This window comes from Agrococcus sp. UYP33 (assembly GCF_054060915.1).
In genome coordinates this window covers 1,006,792-1,032,022 of the sequence record NZ_JBSSDR010000001.1, presented here as the reverse complement: position 1 = coordinate 1,032,022, position 25,231 = coordinate 1,006,792, and the positions used below count along the sequence as shown (strand labels likewise).

At 74.8% G+C, this 25,231-nt stretch carries 29 protein-coding genes; 17 read left to right on the top strand and 12 right to left on the bottom strand.

Annotation, left to right across the window (positions count from 1 at the left end):
* Positions 1–37 precede the first annotated feature (37 nt).
* From ACVWW9_RS05050 to ACVWW9_RS05015, 8 genes are all read right to left on the bottom strand, one after another.
* A complete protein-coding gene (locus tag ACVWW9_RS05050; protein WP_456514650.1) occupies positions 38–1,462 on the bottom strand; it encodes an MFS transporter in 1,425 nt (474 codons plus the stop codon).
* Positions 1,459–2,817: a glutamyl-tRNA reductase gene (locus tag ACVWW9_RS05045; protein ID WP_456514649.1), complete on the bottom strand. Its 1,359-nt coding sequence runs from the start codon at positions 2,815–2,817 to the stop codon at positions 1,459–1,461. Before ACVWW9_RS05045 ends, ACVWW9_RS05050 begins: the two co-directional genes overlap by 4 nt.
* A gap of 103 nt (positions 2,818–2,920) precedes the next feature.
* Entirely contained in the window at positions 2,921–3,106 is a 186-nt protein-coding gene (locus ACVWW9_RS05040; protein ID WP_354257611.1) for a CsbD family protein, read from the bottom strand.
* A 68-nt stretch (positions 3,107–3,174) separates the two neighbouring features.
* On the bottom strand, positions 3,175–3,693 hold the full coding sequence (locus ACVWW9_RS05035; protein ID WP_354257614.1) for a hypothetical protein: 519 nt from the start codon (positions 3,691–3,693) through the stop codon (positions 3,175–3,177).
* A 26-nt stretch (positions 3,694–3,719) separates the two neighbouring features.
* Positions 3,720–4,319, bottom strand: coding sequence for a hypothetical protein (locus ACVWW9_RS05030; protein ID WP_456514648.1), 600 nt, complete (start codon positions 4,317–4,319; stop codon positions 3,720–3,722).
* Between the two features lie 29 nt (positions 4,320–4,348).
* Complete coding sequence (locus ACVWW9_RS05025; RefSeq protein WP_456514647.1) at positions 4,349–4,657, bottom strand: hypothetical protein; 309 nt, start codon at positions 4,655–4,657, stop codon at positions 4,349–4,351.
* Positions 4,654–4,842, bottom strand: coding sequence for a hypothetical protein (locus ACVWW9_RS05020; protein WP_354257623.1), 189 nt, complete (start codon positions 4,840–4,842; stop codon positions 4,654–4,656). The genes ACVWW9_RS05025 and ACVWW9_RS05020 overlap by 4 nt, the downstream gene beginning before the upstream one ends.
* Positions 4,839–5,255 carry an Asp23/Gls24 family envelope stress response protein gene (locus ACVWW9_RS05015; RefSeq protein ID WP_456514646.1) on the bottom strand — a complete coding sequence of 139 codons (417 nt, stop codon included), beginning with the start codon at positions 5,253–5,255 and terminating at the stop codon, positions 4,839–4,841. Before ACVWW9_RS05015 ends, ACVWW9_RS05020 begins: the two co-directional genes overlap by 4 nt.
* 140 nt (positions 5,256–5,395) lie before the next feature.
* On the opposite strand from ACVWW9_RS05015, the gene ACVWW9_RS05010 reads away from it, so the two are divergent.
* The 10 genes from ACVWW9_RS05010 to ACVWW9_RS04965 all read left to right on the top strand — a co-directional run bounded on the left by ACVWW9_RS05010 (position 5,396) and on the right by ACVWW9_RS04965 (position 14,146).
* Positions 5,396–5,950 (top strand): RNA polymerase sigma factor, encoded by a 555-nt coding sequence (locus ACVWW9_RS05010; protein WP_456514645.1) that lies wholly within the window; start codon positions 5,396–5,398, stop codon positions 5,948–5,950.
* 2 nt (positions 5,951–5,952) lie between these two features.
* Positions 5,953–6,510, top strand: coding sequence for a hypothetical protein (locus ACVWW9_RS05005; RefSeq protein ID WP_456514644.1), 558 nt, complete (start codon positions 5,953–5,955; stop codon positions 6,508–6,510).
* A complete protein-coding gene (locus ACVWW9_RS05000) occupies positions 6,503–6,817 on the top strand; it encodes a hypothetical protein (protein WP_354257635.1) in 315 nt (104 codons plus the stop codon). Before ACVWW9_RS05005 ends, ACVWW9_RS05000 begins: the two co-directional genes overlap by 8 nt.
* 45 nt (positions 6,818–6,862) lie before the next feature.
* Positions 6,863–7,975: a uroporphyrinogen decarboxylase gene (gene hemE, locus ACVWW9_RS04995; protein WP_456514643.1), complete on the top strand. Its 1,113-nt coding sequence runs from the start codon at positions 6,863–6,865 to the stop codon at positions 7,973–7,975.
* Positions 7,972–9,603 carry a protoporphyrinogen oxidase gene (gene hemG / locus ACVWW9_RS04990; RefSeq protein ID WP_456514642.1) on the top strand — a complete coding sequence of 544 codons (1,632 nt, stop codon included), beginning with the start codon at positions 7,972–7,974 and terminating at the stop codon, positions 9,601–9,603. Before hemE ends, hemG begins: the two co-directional genes overlap by 4 nt.
* The gene (gene hemQ, locus ACVWW9_RS04985) at positions 9,600–10,322 is read left to right on the top strand and encodes a hydrogen peroxide-dependent heme synthase (RefSeq protein WP_456514641.1); all 723 of its coding nucleotides are present in this window, start codon (positions 9,600–9,602) and stop codon (positions 10,320–10,322) included. Before hemG ends, hemQ begins: the two co-directional genes overlap by 4 nt.
* Complete coding sequence (locus tag ACVWW9_RS04980; protein WP_456514640.1) at positions 10,319–11,647, top strand: ferrochelatase; 1,329 nt, start codon at positions 10,319–10,321, stop codon at positions 11,645–11,647. The genes hemQ and ACVWW9_RS04980 overlap by 4 nt, the downstream gene beginning before the upstream one ends.
* Positions 11,644–12,588, top strand: coding sequence for a hydroxymethylbilane synthase (hemC, locus tag ACVWW9_RS04975; protein WP_456514639.1), 945 nt, complete (start codon positions 11,644–11,646; stop codon positions 12,586–12,588). Before ACVWW9_RS04980 ends, hemC begins: the two co-directional genes overlap by 4 nt.
* A gap of 116 nt (positions 12,589–12,704) precedes the next feature.
* Positions 12,705–13,589, top strand: coding sequence for a uroporphyrinogen-III synthase (locus ACVWW9_RS04970; RefSeq protein ID WP_456514638.1), 885 nt, complete (start codon positions 12,705–12,707; stop codon positions 13,587–13,589).
* Positions 13,590–13,675: 86 nt separating this feature from the next.
* Positions 13,676–14,146, top strand: a complete 471-nt coding sequence (locus ACVWW9_RS04965) for an aminoacyl-tRNA deacylase (protein WP_456514637.1) — start codon at positions 13,676–13,678, stop codon at positions 14,144–14,146.
* Between the two features lie 11 nt (positions 14,147–14,157).
* Here the strand turns inward: ACVWW9_RS04965 and ACVWW9_RS04960 are convergent, their stop codons facing one another.
* On the bottom strand, positions 14,158–14,430 hold the full coding sequence (locus tag ACVWW9_RS04960; RefSeq protein ID WP_456514636.1) for a hypothetical protein: 273 nt from the start codon (positions 14,428–14,430) through the stop codon (positions 14,158–14,160).
* 98 nt (positions 14,431–14,528) lie between these two features.
* Positions 14,529–15,050, bottom strand: coding sequence for a hypothetical protein (locus ACVWW9_RS04955; protein WP_456514635.1), 522 nt, complete (start codon positions 15,048–15,050; stop codon positions 14,529–14,531).
* Between the two features lie 363 nt (positions 15,051–15,413).
* Here ACVWW9_RS04955 and ACVWW9_RS04950 point away from each other — a divergent pair, with 363 nt between their 5' ends.
* From ACVWW9_RS04950 to ACVWW9_RS04940, 3 genes are read left to right on the top strand one after another with little or no spacing between them, the layout of a single operon-like run.
* Positions 15,414–17,024, top strand: coding sequence for an ATP-binding cassette domain-containing protein (locus ACVWW9_RS04950; RefSeq protein ID WP_456514634.1), 1,611 nt, complete (start codon positions 15,414–15,416; stop codon positions 17,022–17,024).
* Positions 17,025–17,059: 35 nt separating this feature from the next.
* Positions 17,060–18,076 carry a serine hydrolase domain-containing protein gene (locus ACVWW9_RS04945; RefSeq protein WP_456514633.1) on the top strand — a complete coding sequence of 339 codons (1,017 nt, stop codon included), beginning with the start codon at positions 17,060–17,062 and terminating at the stop codon, positions 18,074–18,076.
* Positions 18,073–18,525, top strand: coding sequence for a hypothetical protein (locus ACVWW9_RS04940; RefSeq protein ID WP_456514632.1), 453 nt, complete (start codon positions 18,073–18,075; stop codon positions 18,523–18,525). The genes ACVWW9_RS04945 and ACVWW9_RS04940 overlap by 4 nt, the downstream gene beginning before the upstream one ends.
* A gap of 12 nt (positions 18,526–18,537) precedes the next feature.
* Here the strand turns inward: ACVWW9_RS04940 and ACVWW9_RS04935 are convergent, their stop codons facing one another.
* Positions 18,538–19,527 (bottom strand): aldo/keto reductase, encoded by a 990-nt coding sequence (locus ACVWW9_RS04935; protein WP_354257665.1) that lies wholly within the window; start codon positions 19,525–19,527, stop codon positions 18,538–18,540.
* Positions 19,528–19,599: 72 nt separating this feature from the next.
* The gene (locus tag ACVWW9_RS04930; protein WP_456514631.1) at positions 19,600–20,442 is read right to left on the bottom strand and encodes an SDR family oxidoreductase; all 843 of its coding nucleotides are present in this window, start codon (positions 20,440–20,442) and stop codon (positions 19,600–19,602) included.
* Positions 20,443–20,598: 156 nt separating this feature from the next.
* On the opposite strand from ACVWW9_RS04930, the gene ACVWW9_RS04925 reads away from it, so the two are divergent.
* The 4 genes from ACVWW9_RS04925 to hemL all read left to right on the top strand — a co-directional run bounded on the left by ACVWW9_RS04925 (position 20,599) and on the right by hemL (position 25,218).
* Entirely contained in the window at positions 20,599–21,495 is an 897-nt protein-coding gene (locus ACVWW9_RS04925) for a helix-turn-helix transcriptional regulator (protein WP_456514630.1), read from the top strand.
* Positions 21,496–21,556: 61 nt separating this feature from the next.
* Positions 21,557–22,858 carry a low temperature requirement protein A gene (locus ACVWW9_RS04920; RefSeq protein ID WP_456514629.1) on the top strand — a complete coding sequence of 434 codons (1,302 nt, stop codon included), beginning with the start codon at positions 21,557–21,559 and terminating at the stop codon, positions 22,856–22,858.
* A 48-nt stretch (positions 22,859–22,906) separates the two neighbouring features.
* A complete protein-coding gene (hemB, locus tag ACVWW9_RS04915) occupies positions 22,907–23,917 on the top strand; it encodes a porphobilinogen synthase (RefSeq protein ID WP_354257677.1) in 1,011 nt (336 codons plus the stop codon).
* A complete protein-coding gene (gene hemL / locus ACVWW9_RS04910; RefSeq protein ID WP_456514628.1) occupies positions 23,914–25,218 on the top strand; it encodes a glutamate-1-semialdehyde 2,1-aminomutase in 1,305 nt (434 codons plus the stop codon). The genes hemB and hemL overlap by 4 nt, the downstream gene beginning before the upstream one ends.
* Positions 25,219–25,231: the final 13 nt, after the last annotated feature.

Sequence of the window (25,231 nt, the reverse complement as noted above, 5' to 3'; positions counted from 1 at the left end):
CGCCGCTCGACGGGGCCGTCGGGCGGTGCGCGGACCGCTATGGCGTCGGCGTGCGCGCGTCGTAGGCGAGGAAGGAGCGCTGCGTGCGCGTGACGATCGCGATGAGCGCGACGATGAGGAGCCCGCCGATGAGCGGCGGGCACCACAGCGCGACGAGGCTCGCGGCGGCGCCGGCGTAGAGGTCGCCGATGCGGGGCCCGCCCGCGACGACCACGGTGAAGAGGCCCTGCGTGCGCCCGCGCATCTCGTCGGGCGCGGCGGTCAGCATCATGGTCGAGCGGAAGATGGCGCTGATCTCGTCGCTCGCGCCCATGCCGGCGAGGGCGAGCGCCGCGACGGCGAGCGCCGGCCACGCGACCTGCGACCAGTCCGCGCCGACCGGGCCGCCCCATCCGAGCGACATCGCGAGCAGCACGGCGCCGAAGAGGGCGACGAACGCGCCGTAGACGGTGATCGCCCGGGCGACGGCGACGCCGTGCCGGTGCACGTGGGCGACGGGGCCGGAGAAGAGGCTCGCGAGCAGCGTGCCGACCGCGGCGGCGGCGGTGAGCACGCCGACGGTGATCGGGCCACCACCGATCGCGATCGCGCCCACCGCCGGCAGCAGCGCGAAGGGGCGGCCGAACGACATCGCGATGATGTCGACGAGGAACGACATGCGGATGTTCGGCGCCTGGCGCAGGAACCGCCAGCCGTCGAGCAGCGATGCGAGGCCCGGCTTCGCGACCGCGCCGAGCGGCGGCAGCCGCGGCAGCCCGAGGATGCCGACGAACCCGGCGGTGAAGAGCACCGCGTCGATCGCGAACGTGATCGGCAGGCCGACGCCCGCCACGAGCACGCCCGCGAGCGCGGGACCGACGGTCAGCATGATGCCGATCGCGATGCCGTTGAGGGCGGTCGCGCGCGAGATCAGGTGCGCGGGCAGGATGCGCGGCGTGACAGCGGAGCGCGTCGCGCCCGAGACGGTGGCGGCGACGGTGTTGAGCGTCGTGAGCACGTAGAACGGCCACACGAGCGCGCGCTCGCCGTCGGCGACGAGCGCCGCGTCCCAGGTCGAGAGCGCCACGAGGCCCAGCACCGCGGCCCAGCCGACGAGGCTCGAGACGATGAGCACGGCACGGCGGTCGAAGGCGTCGGCGATCATGCCGCCCCAGAGGCCGGCGACCACCATGGGCAGCAGGGCGATGCCGCCGACGAGGGCGACGGCCATGGTGCTGCCGGTCATGTCGAAGATCTGCAGGCCGACGGCGACGACGGTCATCTGCGCGCCGATGCCGCTGATGGCGTTGCCGATCCACAGCCGGGCGAAGACGGGCGAGGCCGTCAGCGGCGCGAGGTCGACGAGCCGCCGGCGCTTCGCGGGCGCGGATGCGCCGGCCGTCTCGCGCGGATCGGTCTCGACGCCGGCGGGCGGCAGGATCGCGTGGTCGCCGGTCGCCGTGCTCTCGTCCTGGCCGGTCACGCCACGTCGTCGATGCCGTAGAGCGCGTCGATCGCCGACAGGAAGTCGTCGTGACGGCCCTCGGCGGCGAGCTCCCGCGCGCGCACGGTCGGCTTGTGCAGCAGCACGCCGGCGAAGTGGCGCAGCGCCTGCTCGGCGGCGCGCCGCTCCTCCTCGCTGCCGCGCTTCGCGACGCGGGCGAGCTCGGCCTCCATGGCCTCCTCGACGTGCTGGCGCAGGGCGGCGATGGCGGGTCCGAGGCGGCGCTCCTCCGTGCCGCGCTCGAACCGGCGCGCGGCCTTGCGCACGAGGTCGCGCGCATCGGCGGCGGCGGTCAGGTGCTCGAGCGGGGCGTGCAGGCGGATCGTCTCGAGGTCGAGCACCTCGACGCCCGCGACCGTCGCGACATCGGGGTCGACGTTGCGCGGCATGCCCATGTCGATGACGAGCTGCGCGCCGCGACCGTGCTCGACGGGGCAGCCCGCGACCGTCGCGCCGGCGGCGTGCATCGGGCATCCCGCGCTCGTGCCGCCGAGGGCGACCGGGCAGGTCGCGGCGTCGTGCGCCTGACCGGGGAAGTCGTGCGTCGCGAGCCGCGCGCGGCCGGCGTGCAGCAGGGCGGCGTCGACGACGAACCGGTCGGCGCTCGTGCAGGTGATGATGACGTCGGCGGACGCTGCGGCGAGCGCGGCGTCGCGCGCGTCGACGTGACCGATCGCGTGGCTGCGGGCGAAGCCCTCGCCGCGGTCGGACGGGCTCCACACCTCGATGTGCTTCGCGCCGCGGCGACGCAGCTCGGCGAGCGAGACGCCGGCGAAGCGGCCCGTGCCGACGAGCAGCACGCGGGCGTCCACGAAGTCGACCCGCGCGCTCGCGAGGTCGAGCGCGAGGCGCACGATCGAGCGGCCGGCCTCGCCGATGCCCGTGCGGTTCTTGATGCCGCGCTGCGTCTCGGAGGCGCGCTGGAAGAGGCGCTCGAGGTGCGGCGACGTGGTGCCGGCGACCTGCGCCGACTGCAGCGCGCGGCGCACCTGGCCGGCGATCTCGCCCTCGCCGACGACGACCGACTCGAGGCCGGCGGCGACGGCGAACAGGTGCTCCGCGGCCTCGACGTCGGCGAGCGGCTCGAGCGTCTCCGGCTGGTGGAAGCCGAGCGCGTCGGCCGCGACGGTCTGCGCGATGCCGGCGGCGTCGTCCGCCTCGGCGTCGATGTCGAGGTACACCTCGAAGCGGTTGCAGGTCGAGACGACGACCGCCCCGTCGACGGAGGGGTGCGAGGCGAAGGAGCTGGGCAGCTGTGAGGCGTCAGCCGTCGACAGTGCCTCGAGGGCAGTGAAGTCGGCGTTCTTGTGACTCGCCGTCAGGCAGATGAGCACCAGACCATCCTACTGTCCCCCAGGGGTGCCCGCGGAGCACGCGCGCCTCCGCCCACCGCGAACGGGAGCGGCCCGGGCGTTCGCCCGGACCGCTCCGACGGCCTCACTTGCCGAACGCGTCCTTCGCGGCGTCCTTCACGTGCTCGCCCGCCTGCTTGGCGTTCGCGCTCGCCTGCTGGGCCTTGCCCTCGGCCTCGAGGCGCTCGTCGCCGGTCGCGGCGCCGAAGACCTCCTTGGCCTTGCCGCCGAGCTCCTGGGCCTTGTTGCTGATCTTGTCGTCCGTGCCCATGTCGGGCCTCCTTCATCGGGTGCGCGAGATCGCGCGATGGCTGCGGCGCGGACGCGCCGCAGGAGCGGTCAGTCGGCGCGACGGGTGGTCGCGACGGCGGCGCGCAGCCCGCCGCTGACGTGGATGAGGATCGGCACCTGGGCGCCGAGCCGCTGCTGCGTGCGCTCGGCGGCGGTCGCGGCGCGCTCCACGACCTCGTCGAGGCGTGCGCCGTGCCGCACGTGGAGCGCGATGCGCCACGCGGGTCGGCCGCGCCGGGCCCACCAGGGCTGCACGTCGACGTCGAGCACGTCGGGCATCGAGCCGAGCTCGAGCCGGTACAGGTCGCGGACGGCGTGCTTGTCGACGGCGATGCCGTGGTCGGCCACCGCGTCGCCGCTGCGGCCGCGGCCGCGGGTCGCGCCGTGCACCGCCGCGAGCAGCACGAGGGCTGCGCCCGCCGCGGTCGCGACGATCGTCCAGTCGACCGACGCCGCGGTCGCCGCGACGGGCGAGAGGGCGGCGTGCACGAGGTCGGGTCGCACGTGCCAGAGCACCACGACCGCGCCCAGCGCGAGCCATGCGGTGCCCAGGAGGGCGAGCAGCATCCGGTTCAGTGTCCTCGACGAGCGGCTCACGCGTCGCGCTCCTCTCGGACGACGACGCGCACCGTCGGTCGTGGGCGCAGCGCCTCGATGAGCGCGCGCGCTGCCTCGTCCGCGGCGGCGGTGTCGGTGGCGAAGCCGCTCGGCGGCCGCAGCGCGACCTCCGCCGAGGTCCTGCCGAGCGTCGTGCGGGTGCGGTCGACCGGCGCCCGTGATGCGAGCGCCGCGGCTCGCGAGATGGCGCTCGCGAGCACGGCGTCGTCGGCCACGATCGCCACGCCCTCGCGCTGCAGCGCTCGCCGGGAGCGTCGCCCGGGGGCGAGCGCGAGGATGAGCATCGCGAGCCCGACGAGCCCGGCGGCAGCGCCGATCGCGATGCCGACGGCACCGGCTCCGCCCGCGAGCGAGGCGATCTCCGCACTCCCCGGCAGCGTCGCACCGGGCACGGTCGTGCCCGTGCGCTCGAGCAGCAGCAGCGCCGCCACGGCCGCGACGGCGAGGGCGGTGAGCCACAGCGCGATGCTCGCGGAGAGGGAGCGCGACCGGTGGAGCTCGCGCCGCTCGAGGCGCCGGAGCTCGCGCGCATCCGGGGCCGGAGCGCCGGCCTGGGAACTCGGCTGCGGGGTCATGGGGGTGTCCTTCCTGGGGGGTGGAGCGCTCAGCGGACGCGCGAGCGCTCGGGCACCGAGCAACCGGTGATGCGGACCTCGCACGTGCCGAGGCTCGCGCCGGTGAGGGCGCCGGCCCGGTCGAGCAGGAGCCGCCTGGCGCGCTCGGCGGCGGCCAGCACGGTCTCGTCGCCGAGGCCGATGGGGGTCGTGATGCGGAGGTCGAGCGCCGGGCCGCGCTCGACCACGTCGGCGCGCACGTCTGCGCGCGGGGCGCCGAACGCCTCCGCCGCGGCTGCGCGCACGGTGGCGCGCAGCGCGCGGGGGGCGATCGTGATCGCGCCGGGCACGTCGGTCACCCGACGCTCCTGCCGCGGGCCGCGTCGACAGCCGCCCGCAGGTCGAGCCTCCTGGTCGCGACCGCGCCGACGAGGGCGCCGAGGGCCGCGAGCGCGAGGCCGAGGAGGAAGCCCCCGAAGCCGAACGCGAGCGCGAGCGCCGCGAGGGCGAGGCCGGTCAGGACGCCGATCGTGATGGCGTTCATGCGGCGCGCGGCTCGTCGGGCTCGTCGTCCTCGCCCGGGATGTGCACGTCGGAGACGGTCACGTTGACCTCGGCGACCTCCATGCCGATGAGCTCGACGATCGCGGTGCTGACCGCGCGGCGCACGTTCTCGGCGACGATGTGCAGCTGCTCGGGGTAGGCGACGACGATCGTGACGTCGGCGGCCACCTGGTGCTCGCCGACCTCGACGCGCACGCCCTGGCCGAGGTCGCTCTGCCCGAGCGCGTCGCGGACGGCGCCGACCACGCGCGCCGCGCCGCCGCCGAGCGCGTGCACGCCGGGCACCTCGCGCGCGGCGATGCCGGCGATCTTGGCGACGACGGGGTCGACCACGGTCGTCGTGCCCTGGACGCCGTCGGCCTTCAGCCCGTCGGTCGGTGTGGTGCTGCTCATGCTGTCCTCCGATTCCGGGGGCGGATCCGCCCTCCGTGACTGTGACGTCACGAGCGAGGGATTCGTCACGGATCGCCTCCGCGGATCGTGGATCGGGTCGCGGACGCCGCTCGCGGCGACTCCGGCTACGCTCCGAGCAGATGAGCGTGCAGCTGGAGACGGCACCCGACGCACTCCTCGCGCAGCGCGCGAAGGACGGCGACGAGCGGGCGTTCGCCGTGCTCGTGCGGCGGCACTCGCCGTTCCTCATCGCGTTCGCCACCCGCTACCTGGGCGGCTCGAGCGACGCCGACGACGTCGTGCAGGAGGCGCTCGTCACCGCCTGGCGGCAGCTCGACGAGCTGCGCGAGCCCGCGCGCGTCCGCTCCTGGCTCGCGACCTCGGTGGCGAGGCGCGCGACCGACGTGCTGCGCACGCGGGCGCGCCGAGACGTGCAGCCGCTGCCCGACGAGGAGGGCCCGGCGACCTCGCCGCAGCCGGACGCCGTCGCCGAGGGCAGGGCGGCGACGCGAGCGCTCGGCGACGTGCTGGCGGCGCTCCCCGCGGACCAGCGCGAGGTGTGGCTGCTGCGCGAGATGGCGGAGCTCTCCTACGACGAGATCGCGGCGCGGCTCGAGGTCAGCCCCGCCACCGTGCGCGGTCGCCTGGCACGCGCCCGGGGTGCGGTCCTCGCGGCGATGGCAGAGTGGAGGTGACCATGGACGACACGATCGGAGGATCCGGCCGGACGCTCGAGCAGCTGTCCGCCTACTTCGACGCGGGCAGGTCGCCGCGGGTCGCCGCCATCGAGGAGGACGCGGAGTGCCGCGCCATGCTCGCGTCGATGGAGCGCCTGTCGCGCCTCACGCGGGCGCTCGTCGTCGAGGAGTCGGGCGCGGTCGACGCCGGATGGGTCGACCGCGTGCTGGCCGTGGTGCGGGACGAGGTGCGCGCCGGCCGCGACCTGCCGCTCGAGGCCATCGACGACCGCACCGAGACGACCGTCACCGAGGGGGCGCTGCGCGAGCTCGTCCGCCGCGCGGGCGACGAGGTCGACGACGTGCTCGTCGGCAGCGTCGAGCTGCGGATCGACGAGGCGCCGGCGCTGCACGTGCGCGTCACCATCGGGGTGCGGTTCGGCTCGCCCATGCGCGCCAGGGCCGACGCCGTGCGCGCCGCCATCGTCGCCGCCCTCGCGGCGCACGCGCCGGCGCCGGTGCGCGAGATCGACGTGGTGATCGACGACGTCTTCGACGCGGGGGTGCTGGATGCCTGAGAGCCCGCAGCGCGTGGCAGAGCTCGTCGACGCGGCGGTCGCCGCGCATCCGAGCGTCGCGCGCGCCTACCGCGCCGTGCCGACCGTGGCCGGCCGGGCGGCGCCGTCGAGCGTGCTCGCGCACGTCACGCTGCTGCCCCGACGCGTGGCCGTGAGCGTTGGCGTGGCAGAGGTCGACGACTCGCGCGTCGTGGCCTCCGAGGTCGCCCGCGCGGTGCGCGACGCGCTGCCGGAGGACTGGGGTGACGCCGCGGTGCGCGTGCAGGTGCGCCGCATCGAGCAGCCGGAGGTCGACGCGCACGGCTGAGCGCGCACGGCGCGGCCCCACGTACGAGGTGGGATGATGGAGGGGATGCCTGCTCTCCGCGAAGACCACCCGCTCAGCACCCGCACCGGCTCGTCCGGGCTGGTGCGGGCGTACCGCGGCGACCGCCCCGCGGTGACCCCCGTCTGGTTCATGCGGCAGGCCGGTCGATCGCTGCCCGAGTACCGCGAGCTGCGCCGCCGCACCGACGGCCCGGAGCGCGACATGCTCGACACGTGCCTCGACCCCGCGCTCGCGAGCGAGATCACGCTGCAGCCGGTGCGCCGCCACGGCGTGGACGCCGCCATCTTCTTCAGCGACATCATGGTGCCCCTGCGGCTCGCGGGCGTCGACGTCAAGATCGAGCCGGGCGTCGGCCCGGTGGTGGCGCAGCCGATCCGCACGCCGGAGGACGTCGAGCGGCTCGTCTCGCTCGACCCGGCAGCGCTCGACACCGCGCTCGAGCCGGTGCGCGAGGGCGTGCGGCAGACGGTCGCCGGCCTCGCGGCGATCGGCGACGGCTCGACCCCGCTCATCGGGTTCGCGGGCGCCCCGTTCACGCTCGCCGCCTACCTCGTCGCGGGGCGTCCCTCGAAGGACCACCTCGAGGCGCGCACGCTCATGCGCGCGTTCCCGGATGCCTGGGACCGGCTCGCGCGCTGGACCGCCGACGTCACCGGCCGCTTCCTCCGCGCGCAGGTCGAGGAGGGCGCCTCCGCGGCCCAGCTCTTCGACTCGTGGGCGGGCTCGCTGCCGCTCGAGCAGTACCGCGAGCACGTCGCGCCTGCCTCGCGCATCGCGCTCGACGCCGTGCGCGACCTCGTCGACGCATCCGGGCGTCGGGTGCCGCTCGTGCACTTCGGCGTCGGCGCGGGCGAGCTCTACGGCGCGATGGACCTCGACGTCGACTGCGTCGGCGTCGACTGGCGCGTGCCGCTCGACGTCGCGCTCGAGCGCATCGGCTCCGACGTGACGGTGCAGGGCAACCTCGACCCGGCCGTGCTCGGCGCCCCGTGGGAGATCGTCGAGGCGGCGATCGACCACGTGATGATGGCCGGCTCCGTCGCCCGCGCGCACGTCTTCAACCTCGGCCACGGCGTGCCGCCGTCGACCGACCCGGATGTGCTGACGCGCATCGTGCAGGCGGTGCACGCGCGGTGACCGCTGACGCTGGGCAGGCGGACGCGACCCCGCTGCCCGAGGGCTCGCTGCCGGAGACCCCGCTGCCCGAGGCGCAGCGATGGGACTCGATCGTCGTCGGCGCGGGCGCCGGTGGCCTGACCGTCGCGCACGACCTCGCCGGACGGGGCTACCGCGTGCTCGTGCTCGAGGCCTCGGATCGCCTGGGCGGCGTGGCCACCGGTATCGAGGTCGCGGGGCTCGCGCTCGACGCCGGCGCCGAGTCGTTCGCCACCCGCGGCGGCGCCGTCGCCGAGCTCGCTGCGGAGCTGGGCCTCGCCGACGACATCGTGTCGCCGAACCCGGCGGGTGCGTGGCTGCAGCTGGGCGACCGCGCGGTGCCGCTGCCGAAGGCGAGCCTGCTCGGCATCCCCTCGTCGCCGCTCGCGCGCGACGTCATCGACGCGCTCGGCTGGGGCGGCGCCATCCGCGCCTACGCGGATCGGCTCATGCCGGTGCTGCGCATCGGCAAGGACGACGCCCTCGGCCCGCTCGTGCGGCGCCGCATGGGGCGCAAGGCGCTCGACCGGCTCGTGGCGCCGCTCGCGGGCGGCGTCTACTCCGCCGACGTCGAGCGGCTCGACGTCGCGACGGTCGCGCCGGGACTCAACAACGCGCTCACGCAGGCGGGCTCGCTCTCGGGCGCCGTCGCCGTCGTGCTCGAGGAGCGCGCCGCCGCGGTTGCGCGGGGCGACGCCGCGCCGAGCAACGCGCAGCGGCCCGGCTCGGCGGTGCAGGGCATCCGCGGGGGCGTCCACCGGATCACGGCCGCGCTCGCGGAGCGCGCTCGCGCGCACCACGCCGACCTGCGCACCGGGGTGCGCGTGACCTCGGCGTCCCCGACGCCGACCGGTTGGGCCGTCGAGACGGACGCGGGTGCCTTCGCCGGGTCGTCGCTCGTCGTCGCGCTGCCGGAGCCGGAGGCGCTGCGCGTGCTGGGCGGGCTCGACGGCTTCGCGCCGCTCGCGACCGACGCGGCGGGCGTCACGGTCGAGCTCGTCACGCTCGTCCTCCCGCCCGGCGCGATCTCGGGCGACCCGCGCGGCACGGGCGTGCTCGTCGCGGCCGACGCCCCGGGCATCCGGGCGAAGGCGCTCACGCACGCGAGCGCGAAGTGGCCGTGGCTGCGCGAGGCGGCCGACGGCCGCGAGGTCGTGCGGCTGTCGTACGGCTCCGGCGCCGCCGCCCCTGCGACCGAGGGCCTCGACGACGACGCGGCCGCGGCGCTCGCGCTGCGGGACGCGCGCGCGATCCTCGGCCGCGACCTCCCCGAGCCGGTCGCGAGCGCGCGCGTGCGGTGGGAGCAGGGGCAGCCCACCACCGTCGTCGGCGCGCGCGGCCGCCAGCAGGCGCTGCGCGACGCGGCCGACGCGCACGCCAACCTGTTCCTGGTCGGCGCCGCGGTCGCCGGCACCGGCCTCGCGCAGGTCGTGCCGGACGCGCGGCGGGCGGCGCTCGGCATCCGCCGCGAGCGCTTCGCGGTGCCGGGCACACCGTGGACCGACGAGGTGGCCCCCGATGCGGCCGCCGCGCACGACGAGACGGACGCGGCGGCGCCCGCCGCATCCGCCACCCCAGCACGAGACGCAGACGAGCGAGGAGACGCATGAGCGAGCACACGCCGCAGCAGGCCGGTCAGCAGCAGGACACCGAGCAGCAGGACGACGGCTACACGATCTGGAGCGTCCACCGCCGGGGCACGACCGCCGACGGCGCGTCGGCCGCGGGCACGTCGCTGGCGGACGAGATCGCCGCGCTCGAGCGCGAGGGCATCGTCGTCCGCGGCATCTACGACGTCTCGGGGCTCCGCCACGACGCCGACGTGATGGTGTGGATGCACGGGGCGCCCGGCGCCGCCGTCGAGCCGCAGGCGCTGCAGGCGGCCGTGCGCCGCGTGCGCCGCACCCGCGAGCTCGCGGGCACCACGCAGACGTGGGGCGCGATGGGCGTGCACCGCGACGCCGAGTTCAACAAGCGCCACGTGCCGGGCTACATGCGCGGCATCGAGCCGAAGCAGTGGGTGACGGTCTACCCGTTCAACCGCTCGTACGACTGGTACCTGCTGCCGGCCGAGGACCGCGGCCGCATGCTCGCCGAGCACGGCCGCGCGGGCGCCGCCTACCGCGGCGTCGTGGCGAACACCGTCTCGGCGTTCGCGCTCGGCGACTACGAGTGGATCCTGCCGCTCGAGGCGGACGAGCTGACCGAGCTCGTCGACATGATGCGCGAGCTGCGGGCCGTCGAGGCGCGCATGCACGTGCGCGACGAGATCCCATTCTTCACGGGCCGCCGGATCGCGGCCGACGAGATCGAGGAGGTGCTCGCATGAGCGACACGACGACGACCGGCGGCTGCTGCGGCGGTGGGTGCTGCGGCACGTCCGCATCGAATGCCGTGCAGCAGCAGGCAGAGCAGCAGCAGAGCGAGCAGCAGCAGGCGGAGCAGCAGGCACCGCAGCGGCGCGAGACGAAGGCGCCGGCGGCGACCTCCGTGCACCTCGAGCCGGGTGCCGCCGTGCCGAGCGCGAGCCCGGCCGCGCAGGCAGGCCCCGAGCACGTGGAGGAGCCGGTCGCCTACGACGGCATCCTGCTGTCGGGCTTCGGCGGCCCGGAGGGGCAGGACGACGTCATTCCCTTCCTCCGGAACGTCACGCGCGGCCGCGGCATCCCGGACGAGCGCCTCGAGGAGGTCGCGGGCCACTACCGCCACTTCGGCGGCGTGAGCCCCATCAACGAGCAGAACCGCGAGCTCAAGGCGGCGCTCGAAGGCGCGCTCGCCGCGGCCGGCGTCGACCTGCCCGTCTACTGGGGCAACCGCAACTGGGCGCCCTACCTCGACGAGGCGCTGCAGCAGGCCGCCGACGCGGGCGCGACGCGCCTGATCGCCATCCCCACCTCGGCCTACTCCTCCTACTCGTCGTGCCGCCAGTACCGCGAGGACTGGGCGGATGCGCTCGAGGCGACCGGCCTGCAGGCGTCGATGCAGATCGACAAGGTGCGGCAGTTCTTCAACCACCCGGGCTTCCTGGCGACCTTCGTCGACGGCGTGCGCGCATCCGTCGCCGAGGCGCGCGAGGCGGGCTTCGCCGACGCCGAGATCGAGGTGCTCTTCGCGACCCACTCGATCCCGACCGCCGACGCCGAGCGCTCCGGTGCCCCAGACCTGCACGAGTGGGGACCGGGCGGCGGGTACGAGGGCCAGCACCTCGCCGCCGCCGAGCACGTGATGGCGGAGGCGGCGCCCGGCATCGCGTGGCAGCTCGTCTACCAGTCGCGCTCCGGCCCCGCGTCGCAGCCGTGGCTCGAGCCCGACATCAACGACGCGATCGAGGCGCTCGAGTCGCGCAAGGCCATCGTGATCGTGCCGCTCGGTTTCGTGAGCGACCACATGGAGGTCATGTGGGACCTCGACGAGGAGGCCATCGAGACGGCCACCGAGGCGGGGCTGTGGGCGCGCCGCGCGCCGACCCCTGGCATCGACCCGCAGTACGTGGGCGCGCTCGTCGACCTCGTGCAGGAGCGCCTCGAGGGCCGGCCGGAGGCCGAGCGCAAGGCGGTCACCTCGATCCACACCTGGTACGACGTCTGCCGTCCCGGGTGCTGCGAGAACCCGCGGCTCGGGTTCCGGCCGGCGATCGCGGGGCTGCAGCCGTGACCATCCGGGTGGGCACGCGCGGCTCGGCGCTCGCGCTCGCGCAGACCAGGGCGCTCGCGGCCCGCTTCGCGGGCGAGGTCGAGATCGTCGAGATCACGACGCAGGGCGACACCGACCGCTCGTCGCTGTCGCAGCTCGGCGGCACCGGCGTGTTCGTCTCGGCGCTGCGGGATGCGCTGCTCGACGGCCGCGTCGACGTCGCCGTGCACTCGATGAAGGACCTGCCCACCGCGCCCGCCGCCGGCATCGAGCTCGCGGCCGTCACGAAGCGCGAGGACGCCCGCGACGCGCTGTGCGCGCGCGACGGGTTCACGCTCGCGGACCTGCCGGAGGGCGCCAAGGTGGGCACCGGCTCGCCCCGCCGCATGGCGCAGCTGCGGGTCGCGCGGCCCGATCTCGAGGTCGTCGACATCCGCGGCAACGTGCCGACGCGGCTCGCGCGCGCGCAGGGCGACCCGCAGACCGGCGAGCGCGACCTCGACGCGGTCGTGCTCGCGCTCGCGGGGCTCAAGCGGCTCGGGCTCGAGAACCGGGCGACCGAGGTGCTCGACCTCATCGACTTCCCGACCGCGCCCGCGCAGGGCGCGCTCGCGGTCGAGATCCGCGACGGCGACGACGCGGCGCGAGCGGCGGTCGCGAAGACCGACCATGCACCGACGCGCGCCGCGGTCGATGCCGAGCGGCGCGTGCTCGCGGGGCTCGAGGCGGGATGCGCGGCGCCGCTCGCCGCCCACGCGGAGGTCGCCGACGGCATGCTCTTCCTCTCGGCGATCGCGTACGCGACCGACGGCTCGAGCCGGGTGGCGGCATCCCACGCCTACACGCTCGACTCGACCAGGGCGTCCGAGCTCGAGGAGGCCGCGCGCGACGTGGCCGACCGTGCGGTGACCGAGCTGCTGGACGGCGGCGCGGCCGACCTCGTGCAGGCCGCCAGGGCGTAGTCCCGGGCGGCGAGCGACCGCCCGCACCGACCACCCCGTCGACGACGGGCCGTGACCACGAGCCCGGCTGGGTCTGCGAGGATGCGGAGCACCCACCACCGATCCCGGAGGAACCCATGCGCGTCCTGATCCCCCGAGGCGGCACCTGGGGCGACGAGGTGGCCGAGCTCGTCACCGATGCCGGCCTCGAGCCGCTCATCCTGCCGCTCGTGCAGATCGAGCCCGCCGAGGACCAGCAGCGGCTGCAGCAGATCCTCGGGCAGCTGGCGGAGGGCCGCTTCGACTGGCTGGTCGTCACGAGCCAGTCGACCGTGCGGGTGCTGCCACGCGTGCCGTCCTCCGTGCAGGTCGCCGCCGTCGGCTCCGTGACGGCCGCATCGCTGCGCGAGCGCGGGGTGCCGGTCGCGTTCATCCCCACGCGGCAGTCCGCGGCCGGCCTCGTCGACGAGTGGCCGATCCGGGAGGGCCGGGTGCTCTGGCCGCACGCGCTCGACGCGCGCCCGACGATCGCGAGCGGGCTCCGCCAGCACGGCATGCAGGTCACCGAGGTGGTCGCCTACCGCACGGTGCCGGTGTTCGAGTCGGGCGAGCAGCTCGTCGAGGCCGTCACCACGCAGACGGGCGCGATCCCGATCATCGGCGCCCCGGCCCACCCCGCGAGGGCGGACGCGCAGGAGCAGCAGGCCGCGCAGGGCCCCGAGGCGGCCGAGCGCGACGCCCGCGAGCAGCAGGACAGGGACCACGTCACGGAGCAGGGCGCCCACGACGCGGTGCTCACCGCCGTCGAGCCCGCAGAGACGCCCATCGACGCGGTGCTCGTCACCTCGGGGTCTGTCGCGAAGCAGGTCGCGCGGCTCGGCCTCGCGGCCGAGACCCGCATCATCGCGATCGGCGAGCAGACGGCGGAGGACTGCCGCAAGTACGGGCTGCAGGTCGCGGGCATCGCGCAGCGCCCGAACGCGCAGGCGCTCGTCGCCGCCCTCGTCGCCGCCACCGGCTGAATCCTCGACGTCGCGGGTGGTCGCACACCGGCGATATCGCCTCGTACCACCACCCGCGACGTCGAGAACCGGCATAGCCTGACGGCATGGCCGACACGAACCCCGCGCTCGAGGCGCTCGCCGCATCCGGGCTCGAGCATGAGATCACCCGCCACGGTCGGGTGTCGTCGCTCGCGGAGGCGGCCGGGGCCCGCGGGGTCAGCCCCGCCGAGGTCATCAAGACGATGGTCGTGCGCCGCGGGGAGGGCGACCACCTGCTCGTGCTCGTGCCGGGCGACCGCACGATCGCCTGGCCGAAGCTGCGGCAGCTGCTCGGCGTCAGCCGCCTGTCGATGCCCGACGCCGACGCCGCCTTCGCGGTGACGGGGTTCCGGCGCGGCACGATCACGCCGTTCGGCACGACCACGCCGCTGCCGATCGTCGCCGACGAGCGCGTGCTCGGCCACCGGGTGTCGATCGGCGGCGGCGAGCACGGCGTCGCGGCGACGGTCGACGGCGACGCGCTCGTCGCCTACCTGCACGCGCAAGTCGCCGACGTCACCGAGCACGAGGTCTGACCGGGGCTGCGTCAGGCCGGCGGCTCGTCGATCGCCCGCAGCACCTCGAGCACCTGCTCGGCGGGCATCTCGCACGGCCGCAGCAGCGTGCCGGCACGGGTGCGCCAGACGTTCGCGCTCATCCGCCGCGCACCGCCGAGCTCCTCGCCGTCGATCGTGCTCGCCCGGCCGCCGGCGCGGTCGACCCGCGTGACGCCCCAGGCGCGCCCGTCGATGCGATGCCGGCTCCAGCCGAGCGGCACGCGCGCGACGAGCGCGTCCAGGTCGTCGGGCGCATCGTCCATGCCTCGACGGTAGCCCCAGTGCCGCGCGACCGCGCTGCCGCGGCGCCGCCCGGACGCCAGGAGCGGGGCGGCTCGGCAGCCGCCCCGCTCCCTTCAGCTCAGCCCTCCCAGTACTGGCACGTGACGTTCGGGTTGAAGTCGGCGTGCATGCCCCACGGGTTGTGCTTGAACACCCAGGCGTGCAGCGCATAGAACGGCGGTGTCCCGGGCGGGGCCACCACCTGCATGACGCGGTCGAAGAGCATCGGCGGGTCGTCGTGCTCCGCATCCCACTCGGCCTGCGGCACGATGTACTCGACCGCGACGAGCCGCAGCCTGCCGTTGCGCATCGGCTCGTACACGAGCAGCTCCGGTGCGCCGACCTCGACGGTGGTGTCGTACAGCGACCAGTCCGCCCAGTGCACGCCCATGCCGGCGTCCGGCAGGGTGAAGCACGCGTCGAGCAGGGTGCCCTCCTCTGGCGGCAGGTAGCCGTCCGCCATCGCGTGATCGGTGTTGTGGTACTGCGCGATCGAGGTGCGGAGCTCGGCCAGATCGCGGTTGTAGGCCGAGGGCGTGTGCCCCGCGGCTCCCGCGGCGGTCGGAGCGGCGACGAGCGCTCCGGCTGCGAGCAGCGCCACGATGGCGCTCCTGAGACGGGTCCTCACGGCTCGAGCCGATCGAGGACACGCATGTGCAGCATCGTCTTCTCCTTCGATTGCGGCGGCGTCCGCCGCCGATGGGCGCATGCTACGTCCGGCCGAGCGGACCTCGTACGGCGTCATCGCTTGGGGGAGGCGGCGCTGCCATCAGCTGGGGGATGCGCGGGGCCGCTCGAGCGCGTAGCATCGCTCGCGCAATCGTCGGCGGTGTCAGCGCCGACGCCCCACGCCAGGAAGCAGCCGAGATGACCGAGATCCGCGGAGCCGCGACAGCGCGCTGACCCGACGACCACGCATCGTCGACGCATCCGTCAGCGCTCATCCGCTCTCGGAGGATCTCTCTTGGCACACCCTGTCATCGCGCTCTCGCGCGTCACCTTCCACTGGCCGGACGGCACCGGCGTCTTCGGGGCCCCCGGCGTCTCCGGTGCGCTCGGCCACGGCCGCACGGGCATCGTCGGGCGCAACGGCGCCGGCAAGTCGACGCTGCTCGGGCTCATCGAGGGCCGGCTCGAGCCAGTCTCTGGCGAGCTCGTCGTGCACGGCAGCGTCGCGACGCTGCCGCAGCAGCTCGGCCTCGGTCCCGGCACCGTCGCGGATGCGCTCGGCATCCGCCCGGTGCTCGACGCCGTCGCCGCGATCGAGCGCGGCGACGTCGCCACCCGGCACTTCGACGTCGTCGGCGACCGCTGGGGCGTCGAGGCGGAGGCGCTCGGCGAGCTGTCCGCGCTCGGCCTCGCCGGCGACGAGGCGCTGCTGCGGCGCCCGATCGCCGCGCTCTCCGGCGGCGAGGCCGTGCTCGTCGGGCTCGCTGCGATCCGGCTGCAGCGCGCCGACATCGCGCTGCTCGACGAGCCCACGAACAACCTGGATGCCGCCGCGCGCCGCCGCCTGCACGACGCGGTCTCGGCGTGGCGCGGCTCGCTGCTCGTGGTGAGCCACGACATCGAGCTGCTCGAGCGGCTCGACCGCATCGCCGAGCTGCACGGGTCGGCCCTGCGCTCCTTCGAGGGCCCCTACTCGGTCTACCGCAGCGCGATCGAGGCGGAGCAGGCGGCGGCCGCGCATGCGCTGCGCGACGCCGAGCAGCTCGTCCGGCGTGAGCGCCGCGATCGCCTCGACGCCGCGGAGCAGCGGTCGAAGGCCGAGGCGGCCGGCCGCCGCGCGGGCCAGGCGGGCGGCATCCCGAAGATCGTCGCCGGCGGACTGCAGCGCAGAGCGGAGCGCACGAGCGCCCGGTCCAAGGCGCTGCACGAGGGGCGGGAGGCGACCGCCGAGGCGGCGCTCGAGCTGGCCGAGGAGCGGCTCCGCGACGACCGGTCGATCCGCATCGACCTGCCCGGCACGCGCGTGCCGCCCGGCCGCGATGTGCTCGCCCTGCGCACGAGCGCCGGCGAGGTGCTCGTCCGGGGCGCCGAGCGCATCGCGCTCACGGGCGGGAACGGCGCGGGCAAGACGACGCTGCTCGACGCGATCGCCGGCGTCGAGCCGCCACCCGGACGGCCGGATCCGGTCGCCCAGGTGACGCACCGCATCCGGCAGACCGCGATGCTGCCGCAGCGCATCCGCTTCGCCGACGGCGACGCGACGCTCGTCGACGCGGTGCGCGAGACGGCGCCGACGCGGCCGCCGCAGGAGGTGCGGGCGCAGCTCGCGCGGTTCCTCTTCCGCGGTGCGCGCGCCGAGCAGCGCGTGCGCGAGCTGTCGGGCGGCGAGCGCTTCCGGCTCGCGCTCGCGCGGCTGCTGCTCGCCGACCCGCCGCCGCAGCTGCTGCTGCTCGACGAGCCGACGAACTCGCTCGACCTCGACAGCATCGACGGGCTCGTGGATGCGCTCACGGCCTTCGAGGGAGCGGTCGTGGTCGTGAGCCACGACGCCGCGTTCCTCGAGCGCCTGGGGCTCACGCGCCGGTGGACGATCCATGGCGGCCGGCTCATCGACCGGCCGGCCTGACCGGCGTACGATCCGACCAGCACGAGGGAGCAGCCATGCACGTGGATCCTGAGGCGCTCGACACCGCCGTCGCGAAGCACGCGTTCACCGGCGTCGCGGCGATCGATGTGGGCGACCGGCGCACGCTCGAGCGCTGCGAGGGCCACCTGCACCGGGCGCTGCGGGTGCCCATGATCCCGGAGGCGCGCATCGCGATCGCGAGCGGCAGCAAGGCGTTCACCGCGCTCGCCGTCATGCGCCTCGTCGAGGACGGCAGCCTGCGCCTCGACCAGCCGGTGCGCGAGCTGCTCGGCGACGACCTGCCCCGCATCGACGATGCCGTCACGATCGAGCAGCTGCTGACCCACACGTCCGGCATCGGCGACTACCTCGACGAGGAGGCCGACTGGGAGCCCGAGGACTACGTGCTCACGGTGCCGTCGCACGAGCTCACGAGCGCCGCGGCGTTCCTGCCGATGCTCGACGGCCACGACCAGAAGCGCCCGCCGGGTGAGCGGTTCTCGTACTGCAACGGTGGCTACATGGTGCTCGCCGTGCTGCTCGAGCGCGTGACGGGCGAGGGCTACCACGACGTGGTGCGCCGGCTCGTGCTGGAGCCGGCGGGCCTCGAGCGCACCGGCTTCCTGCCGCTCAACGACCTGCCGGCGGATGCGGCACCCGGCTACGTGGCAGACGCGGGCGACCTCGTGAACACGCTGCACCTGCCGGTGCTCGGCAACGGCGACGGCGGCGCGTTCACGACCGCCGCCGACCTGCACCGCTTCTGGCTCGCGCTGCTCGACGGGCGCATCGTGTCGCGGGGCAGCGTCGAGGCGATGATCCGGCCGCGCTTCGACGTGCCCGACGAGCGCAAGCGGTACGGCATGGGCTTCTGGCTGCACCCGACCCACGACGCGCTCATCCTCGAGGGCTACGACGCCGGCGCCTCCTTCCGCTCGACGCACCTCGTCGCGAGCCGGACGACCGTGAGCGTGCTCGGCAACAGCTCGGAGGGCGGCTGGCCCGTGATCTTCGCGCTCGCCGACGCCGTCGACGCGGAGCTCGGCGCGTGAGCGACCCGCACGTGCTCGGCCCCGACCTGGCGCCGACGCCGTTCACCGCCGACGAGATCCGCGCCGGCAATCCCGACGGCCGCAGGCTGCTCGTGCGCACCCGGCTCGAGGGCCGCACGACCTACCACTGCGACAGCTTCCAGGACGGCGACGCGGACGGCTGCGCGCTCTCGCAGGTCGTGACGGATGCGTCGGGGACGCCCGTCGACGACCCGCGCACCTCGCGCGTCACCTGGCGCGAGCTGCAGGCGCACGCCGCCTTCCCGGAGGCGGCGACGACCGTGACGCACGAGCGCATCCGGCTCGCGGTCGGCGAGGTCGACTGCCTGCGGTACGACGTGCAACGGGACGACGGCGCCAGCACGTTCTGGTTCGCCGTGGACCGGCCCGGCATGCCGCTCCGCTACGCCTCCCGGGACGCGGAGGTGGAGGTCGTCGAGATCGCCTGAGCGCCCGGCGCGTCAGCGGTCGATCGAGGCCATGTTCGCGTCGTCGTGCCGCGCGCCTGCTGCGGGCTCGAGCGCCTCGAGCCGCGCGATCTGGTCAGGCGAGAGCCTGATGCCGTCGGCCGCGGTGTTCTCCTCGACGCGCGCCACGCGGCGGGTGCCGGGGATCGGCGCGATGTCGTCGCCGCGCGACAGGATCCAGGCGAGCGCGGTCTGTGCCGGCGTCGCACCGATCTCGGCGCCGATCGCGGTGACCTCGTCGACGAGCGCGAGGTTGCGTGCGAAGCTGGCGTCGGTGAACCGCGGGTTGGTCTTGCGCCAGTCATCGTCGGCGACGTCGTCGACGCTGCGGATCCTGCCCGCGAGCAGCCCGTGCCCGAGCGGCGAGTAGGGCACGAAGCCGATGCCCAGCTCGCGCAGCACCGGCAGGATCTCGGCCTCGACATCGCGCGTCCAGAGCGAGTACTCCGTCTGCAGCGCCGTCACCGGGTGCACGGCGTGCGCCCGCCGGATCGTCTCGGCCGACGCCTCCGAGAGCCCGAGGTGCAGCACCTTGCCCGCGGCGACGAGCTCCGCGACCGCGCCGATGGTGTCCTCGATGGGCACGGCGGGGTCGACGCGGTGCTGGTAGTACAGGTCGATCCTGTCGGTGCCGAGGCGACGGAGGGAGCCCTCGACCGCGGCTCGGATGCTCTCCGGCCGGCTGTCGATCCGACCGACCGCGGGTTCGGCGCCGTCGCGGTGGGAGACGAGCCCGAACTTCGTCGCGATGACGACGTCGTCGCGGCGGCCGGCGACGGCGCGTCCGACGAGCTCCTCGCTGAGGAACGGCCCGTAGACCTCTGCGGTGTCGATGTGCGTGACGCCGAGCTCGAGCGCCCGGTGGATGGTGCGGGTGGACTCGTCGTGGTCGAGCGCCCCCTCGGACGTGTAGGTGCCGGCCATGGTCATGGCGCCGAGGCCGATGCGGGAGACCTCGAGGCCTCCGAGTCGTGCGGTCTGCATGGTGGTGCTCCTCCGGTTGGGGCCTATGCGGTGGGCTTGGCCCAGCGCTCGGCCGTGGTGGTGTCAGGGGTGTCAGGCGTCGTGCGAGAGCGAGGCGGAGAGCTCGCGGTGGGCGTCGATCTGCTGCTGCACGGTCGCCTGCTTCTGCTCGATCCCGGCCATGGCGTCTGCCCCTGCGATGAAGCGGCCGGGGAGCGCGCCGCCGTCGGACAGGGTCACGAGCGCCGCGGCGAGCTTCGCCGGGTCGCCGGCCTGCGTGCCGTGCATGCCGCGCCACGCCTCGATGGTCTGCGCGGTGCCCTCGGCGTAGTCCTCGATCTCGAGCTCCGGCCAGAGGGTCGACGAGCCCTCGACGAGCAGCTCGGTGCGGAAGAAGCCGGGCTCGACGGACATGGTCTCGATGCGGAACGGCGCGACCTCCTCGGCGAGCGACTCCATCCAGCCCTCGAGGGCGTGCTTCGAGGCGGCGTAGGCCGACGTGAACCCGCCGCCGACGAAGCCCGCGGTCGACGTGACCGTGATGATCTGGCCGGAGCGCTGCGCGCGGAGGACCGGCAGGACCGCGCGCGTGACGTTGAGCGGGCCGAAGAAGTTCGTCTCCATCTGCGCGCGCACCTGCTCGGGGCTGAGGGTCTCGAAGTAGCCGGCGTAGAAGTTGCCCGCGTTGTTGACGAGCACGTCGATGCGACCGAAGCGCTCGACCGCGGCGGCGGTGGCGCGCTCGGCGGATGCGGGGTCGGTGACGTCGAGCGCGAGCGCCAGCAGGCGGTCGTGCTCGCCGAGGGCGGCGGTGACGCGCTGCGCGTCGCGGCCCGTCGCGACGACGGCGTGCCCTGCCGCGAGCGCTGCGTGGGCGATGTCGATGCCCATGCCGCGGCTCGCGCCGGTGATGAGCCAGACCTTGGGGTCAGCCATGGTGGGTGCTTCCTTCTCTCGGGTGACGGCCCAGCGGCCGGTGTCCGTTGCGGATGCCCCCAGTCAACGTGCGCGCCGCGGCCCGAGGGAGACCCGGTCGATAGGGTCACTGGCCGTACCTCCCTCGGGTGCCGGGGGTGGCCTAGCGTCGTCCCCATGGACATCCGGGACGACATCCGCGAGTTCCTGACCACCCGTCGGGCGCGGCTCACCCCTGCCGACGTGGGGCTGCCGGACTTTGGCGGCCGTCGCCGCGTCGCGGGCCTCCGTCGCGAGGAGGTCGCGCTCATCGCCGGCATGAGCGTCGAGTACTACGTGCGCCTCGAGCGCGGCAACGCGACGGGCGTCTCGGAGTCGGTGCTCGAGGGCATCGCCCGCGCCCTGCGGCTCGACGACGCCGAGGTCCAGCACCTCCACGACCTCGTGCGCGCCGCGAACGACGGCGCCGCTCCCGGGCGGCGGCGGGCACGACCCCGGACGCAGTCGATCCGGCCCGGCATGCAGCAGCTCCTCGACGCGATGCACGGCATCCCGGTGGTGGTGCAGAACGGACGTCTCGACGTCGTGGGCGTCAACGCCCTGGGTCGCGCGCTGTTCTCGGAGCTCTTCGACAGCCCGCGCCAGCCGGCGAACTTCGCCCGCTACCTGTTCCTCGACCCGCGCGCCCCCCGGTTCTACCGGCAGTGGGACGACGCGGCCCAGCAGATCGTCGCCCTGCTGCGCGCCGAGGCCGGGCGCGCCCCGCGCGACCGCGAGCTCAGCGACCTCGTGGGCGAGCTCGCGACCTGCAGCGACACGTTCCGCGCGCTGTGGGCGTCGCATGACGTGCGGGAGCACCGGACGGGAGTGAAGGCGGTCACGCATCCGCTCGTCGGCGAGATCGACCTCTCGTTCGAGGCGCTCGACGTCAGCACCGAGCGCGGGCTCCAGCTGATCGCGTTCACCGCCGAGCCGGGCTCCGCGTCCGACGGGGCGCTGCGCCTGCTCGCGAGCTGGGCCGCGTCCGAGTCCGCGGTGTCGGTCGACCGCCGGACCGCCGACACGAGCGGGTAGCCCCGGCGCATGCCAGCATGATGCGACCGGCGCCGGCCGCGCGCCGACGGAGGGGAGCAGCATGACCGGGAGCCAGCCGCATCCCCTCGAAGCGGGAGCCGGAGCCGGAGTGGGGGCGTCCGCGCACCCGCCGCTCGATCACCGGCTGCGGCGCATGGTCGGCCGCGACCCCGATGAGCCGCACCGCAGCGCGACACCGCTCGAGCTGCTCTTCGACCTGACCTTCGTGGTCGCGTTCAGCCAGGCAGGGACCCAGGCCGCGCACCTGCTGGAGATCGGGCACGTCGTCCCGGCGATCATCGGCTTCACGATCGCGGTCTTCGCGATCTGCCTCGCCTGGATCAACTACTCGTGGCTCGCCTCGGCGTTCGACAACGACGACATCTTCTTCCGCGTCGCGACCATGGTGCAGATGATCGGCGTGCTCGTGCTCGCCCTCGGGCTCCCACCCGCGTTCCACTCGATCGACGAGGGCGAGCATCTCGACAACGGCGTGCTGGTCGGCGGCTACGTGATCATGCGCGTCGCCACCGTCGCGATGTGGCTCCGGGTCGCGCGCCACGCGCCGGCGCGGCGTCGATCCGCGCTCGCCTACGCGGGTGTCATCGGGCTCATCCAGGTCGGCTGGGCGACGACGATCGTCATCAACCCCGCACTGCCCGTCATGCTGGGGATCTTCGTGGTGCTCGGCACCCTCGAGCTGCTCGGCCCGTACGTGATCGAGCGCCGCGTGGGCAGCACGCCGTGGCACGCGCACCACATCGCCGAGCGCTACGCCCTGCTCGTCATCATCACCATCGGCGAGGTCATCCTCGGCACCATCCTCGCGATCTCGGCCGTCGTGGAGGAGCAGGGGTGGAGCGTCGAGGCCGGGCTCGTCGCCTTCGGCGGCACGGCGCTCGCGTTCTGCATGTGGTGGGTCTACTTCACGATGCCGTCGGGGAAGGTGCTGCATCGGTTCCGCGAGCGCGGGTTCACCTGGGGGTACGGGCACCTGGTGATCTTCGGCTCGATCGCGGCGACCGGCGCGGGCCTGCACGTCGCGGCGTACGAGATCCAGGGCGTGGCGCACATCGACCACGTGGCGGCGATGGTCACCGTCGCCGTGCCGGTCGGCGTGTTCCTCATCGCGCTGTTCGCGATCTACTCGCTGCTGCTGCGCGAGCTCGACCGGTTCCACATCCTGCTCTTCGCGCTCAGCGTGGCAACGCTCGTGGCCGCGGTGCTCGCGGTCGTCGCGGGCGCGAGCATGGGCACGGGCATCGTCCTCACGGCCTGTGCGCCGCTCGTCGTGATCGTCGGCTACGAGGCGGTCGGACACCGCCACCAGGCTGCGGCGCTGCACCGCGCGCTCGACCGGTAGCCCACGCCCGACAGCGCTCGGCTGCAGCGCGAGAGTACCCTTGGGAGGATGCCTCCCACCCTCCGCCCCCGCAGGCTGCGGCAGAGCGCTCCCATGCGCCGCCTCGTGGCCGAGACCCGCATCCACCCGGCGCAGCTCGTGCTCCCGATGTTCGTCGCCGAGGGGATCGACGAGCCCCGCGCGATCCGCTCGATGCCCGGGCAGGTGCAGCACACGCTCGACTCGGCGGCGCGCGAGGTCGAGCGCGCCATCGCCGCGGGCGTCGGCGGCATCATGCTCTTCGGTGTGCCGACGGCGAAGGATGCGGTGGGCTCCGGCGCGACCGACCCCGACGGCATCCTCAACGTGGCGACGCGCTTCCTCGCCGAGCGCTTCGGCGATGCGACGGTCGTGCAGACCGACCTCTGCCTCGACGAGTTCACCGACCACGGCCACTGCGGCGTGCTCGACGAGCGCGGCGCGGTCGACAACGACGCGACGCTCGAGCGCTACGCGGCGATGGCGATCGCGCAGGCCGAGGCCGGCTCGCAGATCCTCGGCCTCAGCGGCATGATGGACGGCCAGGTCGAGCACGTGCGCGCCGCGCTCGACGCGGCCGGTCACCTCGACACGGCGATCCTCGCCTACTCGGCGAAGTACGCGACCGCGCTCTACGGTCCCTTCCGCGAGGCCGTCGACTCGAGCCTCACCGGTGACCGCAAGACCTACCAGCAGGACCCGGCGAACCGCCGCGAGGGCCTGCGGGAGGCGCTGCTCGACATCGCCGAGGGCGCCGACATCGTGATGGTGAAGCCGGCGAGCCTCTACCTCGATGTGCTCGCCGACGTGGCCGCGGCCTCCGACGTGCCGGTGTGGGCCTACCAGGTCTCCGGCGAGTACGCGATGGTCGAGGCGGCCGCCGCGAACGGCTGGATCGACCGCGACCGCATGATCGCCGAGAGCCTGACGAGCATCGTGCGCGCGGGCGCCGACGTCGTGCTCACGTACTGGGCGATCGAGCACGCGCAGCTGCTGGGCACCCACGGACTGGGCGCGCCGACGACGGGAGCAGGACGATGAGCACGAACGCCGAGCTGTTCGAGCGGGCGAAGCTCGCGATCCCGGGCGGCGTCAACAGCCCCGTGCGCGCCTTCGGCTCGGTCGGCGGCACACCCGCGTTCCTCGTGCGCGCGAAGGGCGCCCACGTGACCGACGCCGAGGGCCGCGACCTCGTCGACCTGGTCGCGAGCTGGGGGCCGGCGATCCTCGGCCACGCGCACCCGGAGGTCGTCGAGGCGGTGCAGGACGCCGCCGCGCACGGACTCTCGTTCGGCGCCTCGACGCCCGCCGAGGCGCTGCTCGCCGAGGAGGTGGAGCGGCGCGTCGGCCCGGTCGAGCGGCTGCGGCTCGTCTCCACCGGCACCGAGGCGACGATGACCGCGATCCGGCTCGCGCGCGGCGCCACCGGCCGCGACCTGCTCGTGAAGTTCGACGGGCACTACCACGGCCACTCCGACGGCCTGCTCGTCGCGGCCGGCTCCGGCCTCGCGACGCTCGCGATGCCCGGCTCGGCCGGCATCCCCGCAGCCGTCGCGGCCACGACGGTCGTCGTGCCCTACAACGACCGCGGCGCGATCGAGCAGCTCTTCGCCGAGCGCGGCAGCGAGATCGCCGCGATCATCGTCGAGGCGGCCGCCGCCAACATGGGCCTGGTCGAGCCCGACGGCGACTTCAACGCCTTCCTCGCCCGCACGGCGCACGCCCACGGCGCGCTGCTCATCAGCGACGAGGTGCTCACCGGCTTCCGCGTGCACCGCTCCGGCATGTGGGGGCTCGAGCAGTGGACGGGCGACGACGCCCCCGACCTCCTGACCTTCGGCAAGGTCATCGGCGGCGGCATGCCGCTCGCCGCGCTCGGCGGTCGCCGCGACCTCATGGAGCTGCTCGCGCCGCTCGGCCCCGTCTACCAGGCGGGCACCCTGTCGGGGAACCCCGTCGCGGTCGCGGCCGGCCTCACGACGCTGCGCCTCGCGACCGACGACGTCTACCGCAGGCTCGACCACGCGGCCGACGTCATCACCGATGCGCTCGCGGACGCCCTGCGGGCGGAGGGCGTCGCGCACGCGATCTCGCGCGTCGGCAGCCTGTTCTCGGTCGCGTTCCGCGACGGCGCCCCGCGGAACTTCGACGAGGTGAAGGCGCAGGACGCCTTCCGCTACCCGCCGTTCTTCCACGCGATGCTCGACGCGGGCGTGAGCCTGCCGCCGAGCGTGTTCGAGGCGTGGTTCGTGACCGCCGCGCACGACGAGGCGGCGCTCGGCCGCATCGTCGACGCGCTGCCGGGCGCGGCGCGCGCCGCCGCGGCGGCGACCGCCGTCTGACCCTGGCCCTAGG

Coding starts and splice junctions, on each gene's coding strand:
- ACVWW9_RS04960 (WP_456514636.1), bottom strand. CDS start 14,430: ATGGACGATGCGCCCGACGACCTGGACGCGCTCGTCGCGCGCGTGCCG.
- hemL (WP_456514628.1), top strand. CDS start 23,914: ATGAGCACGAACGCCGAGCTGTTCGAGCGGGCGAAGCTCGCGATCCCG.
- hemQ (WP_456514641.1), top strand. CDS start 9,600: ATGAGCGAGCACACGCCGCAGCAGGCCGGTCAGCAGCAGGACACCGAG.
- ACVWW9_RS04930 (WP_456514631.1), bottom strand. CDS start 20,442: ATGGCTGACCCCAAGGTCTGGCTCATCACCGGCGCGAGCCGCGGCATG.
- hemB (WP_354257677.1), top strand. CDS start 22,907: ATGCCTCCCACCCTCCGCCCCCGCAGGCTGCGGCAGAGCGCTCCCATG.
- ACVWW9_RS04965 (WP_456514637.1), top strand. CDS start 13,676: ATGGCCGACACGAACCCCGCGCTCGAGGCGCTCGCCGCATCCGGGCTC.
- ACVWW9_RS05035 (WP_354257614.1), bottom strand. CDS start 3,693: ATGCTGCTCGCCCTCCTGGGCACCGCATGGCTCGCGCTGGGCGCGGTC.
- hemE (WP_456514643.1), top strand. CDS start 6,863: ATGCCTGCTCTCCGCGAAGACCACCCGCTCAGCACCCGCACCGGCTCG.
- ACVWW9_RS05020 (WP_354257623.1), bottom strand. CDS start 4,842: ATGAACGCCATCACGATCGGCGTCCTGACCGGCCTCGCCCTCGCGGCG.
- ACVWW9_RS04925 (WP_456514630.1), top strand. CDS start 20,599: ATGGACATCCGGGACGACATCCGCGAGTTCCTGACCACCCGTCGGGCG.
- ACVWW9_RS05015 (WP_456514646.1), bottom strand. CDS start 5,255: ATGAGCAGCACCACACCGACCGACGGGCTGAAGGCCGACGGCGTCCAG.
- ACVWW9_RS05030 (WP_456514648.1), bottom strand. CDS start 4,319: ATGACCCCGCAGCCGAGTTCCCAGGCCGGCGCTCCGGCCCCGGATGCG.
- ACVWW9_RS05005 (WP_456514644.1), top strand. CDS start 5,953: ATGGACGACACGATCGGAGGATCCGGCCGGACGCTCGAGCAGCTGTCC.
- ACVWW9_RS05010 (WP_456514645.1), top strand. CDS start 5,396: ATGAGCGTGCAGCTGGAGACGGCACCCGACGCACTCCTCGCGCAGCGC.
- ACVWW9_RS04935 (WP_354257665.1), bottom strand. CDS start 19,527: ATGCAGACCGCACGACTCGGAGGCCTCGAGGTCTCCCGCATCGGCCTC.
- ACVWW9_RS05040 (WP_354257611.1), bottom strand. CDS start 3,106: ATGGGCACGGACGACAAGATCAGCAACAAGGCCCAGGAGCTCGGCGGC.
- ACVWW9_RS05000 (WP_354257635.1), top strand. CDS start 6,503: ATGCCTGAGAGCCCGCAGCGCGTGGCAGAGCTCGTCGACGCGGCGGTC.
- ACVWW9_RS04945 (WP_456514633.1), top strand. CDS start 17,060: ATGCACGTGGATCCTGAGGCGCTCGACACCGCCGTCGCGAAGCACGCG.
- ACVWW9_RS04980 (WP_456514640.1), top strand. CDS start 10,319: ATGAGCGACACGACGACGACCGGCGGCTGCTGCGGCGGTGGGTGCTGC.
- ACVWW9_RS04970 (WP_456514638.1), top strand. CDS start 12,705: ATGCGCGTCCTGATCCCCCGAGGCGGCACCTGGGGCGACGAGGTGGCC.
- ACVWW9_RS04920 (WP_456514629.1), top strand. CDS start 21,557: ATGACCGGGAGCCAGCCGCATCCCCTCGAAGCGGGAGCCGGAGCCGGA.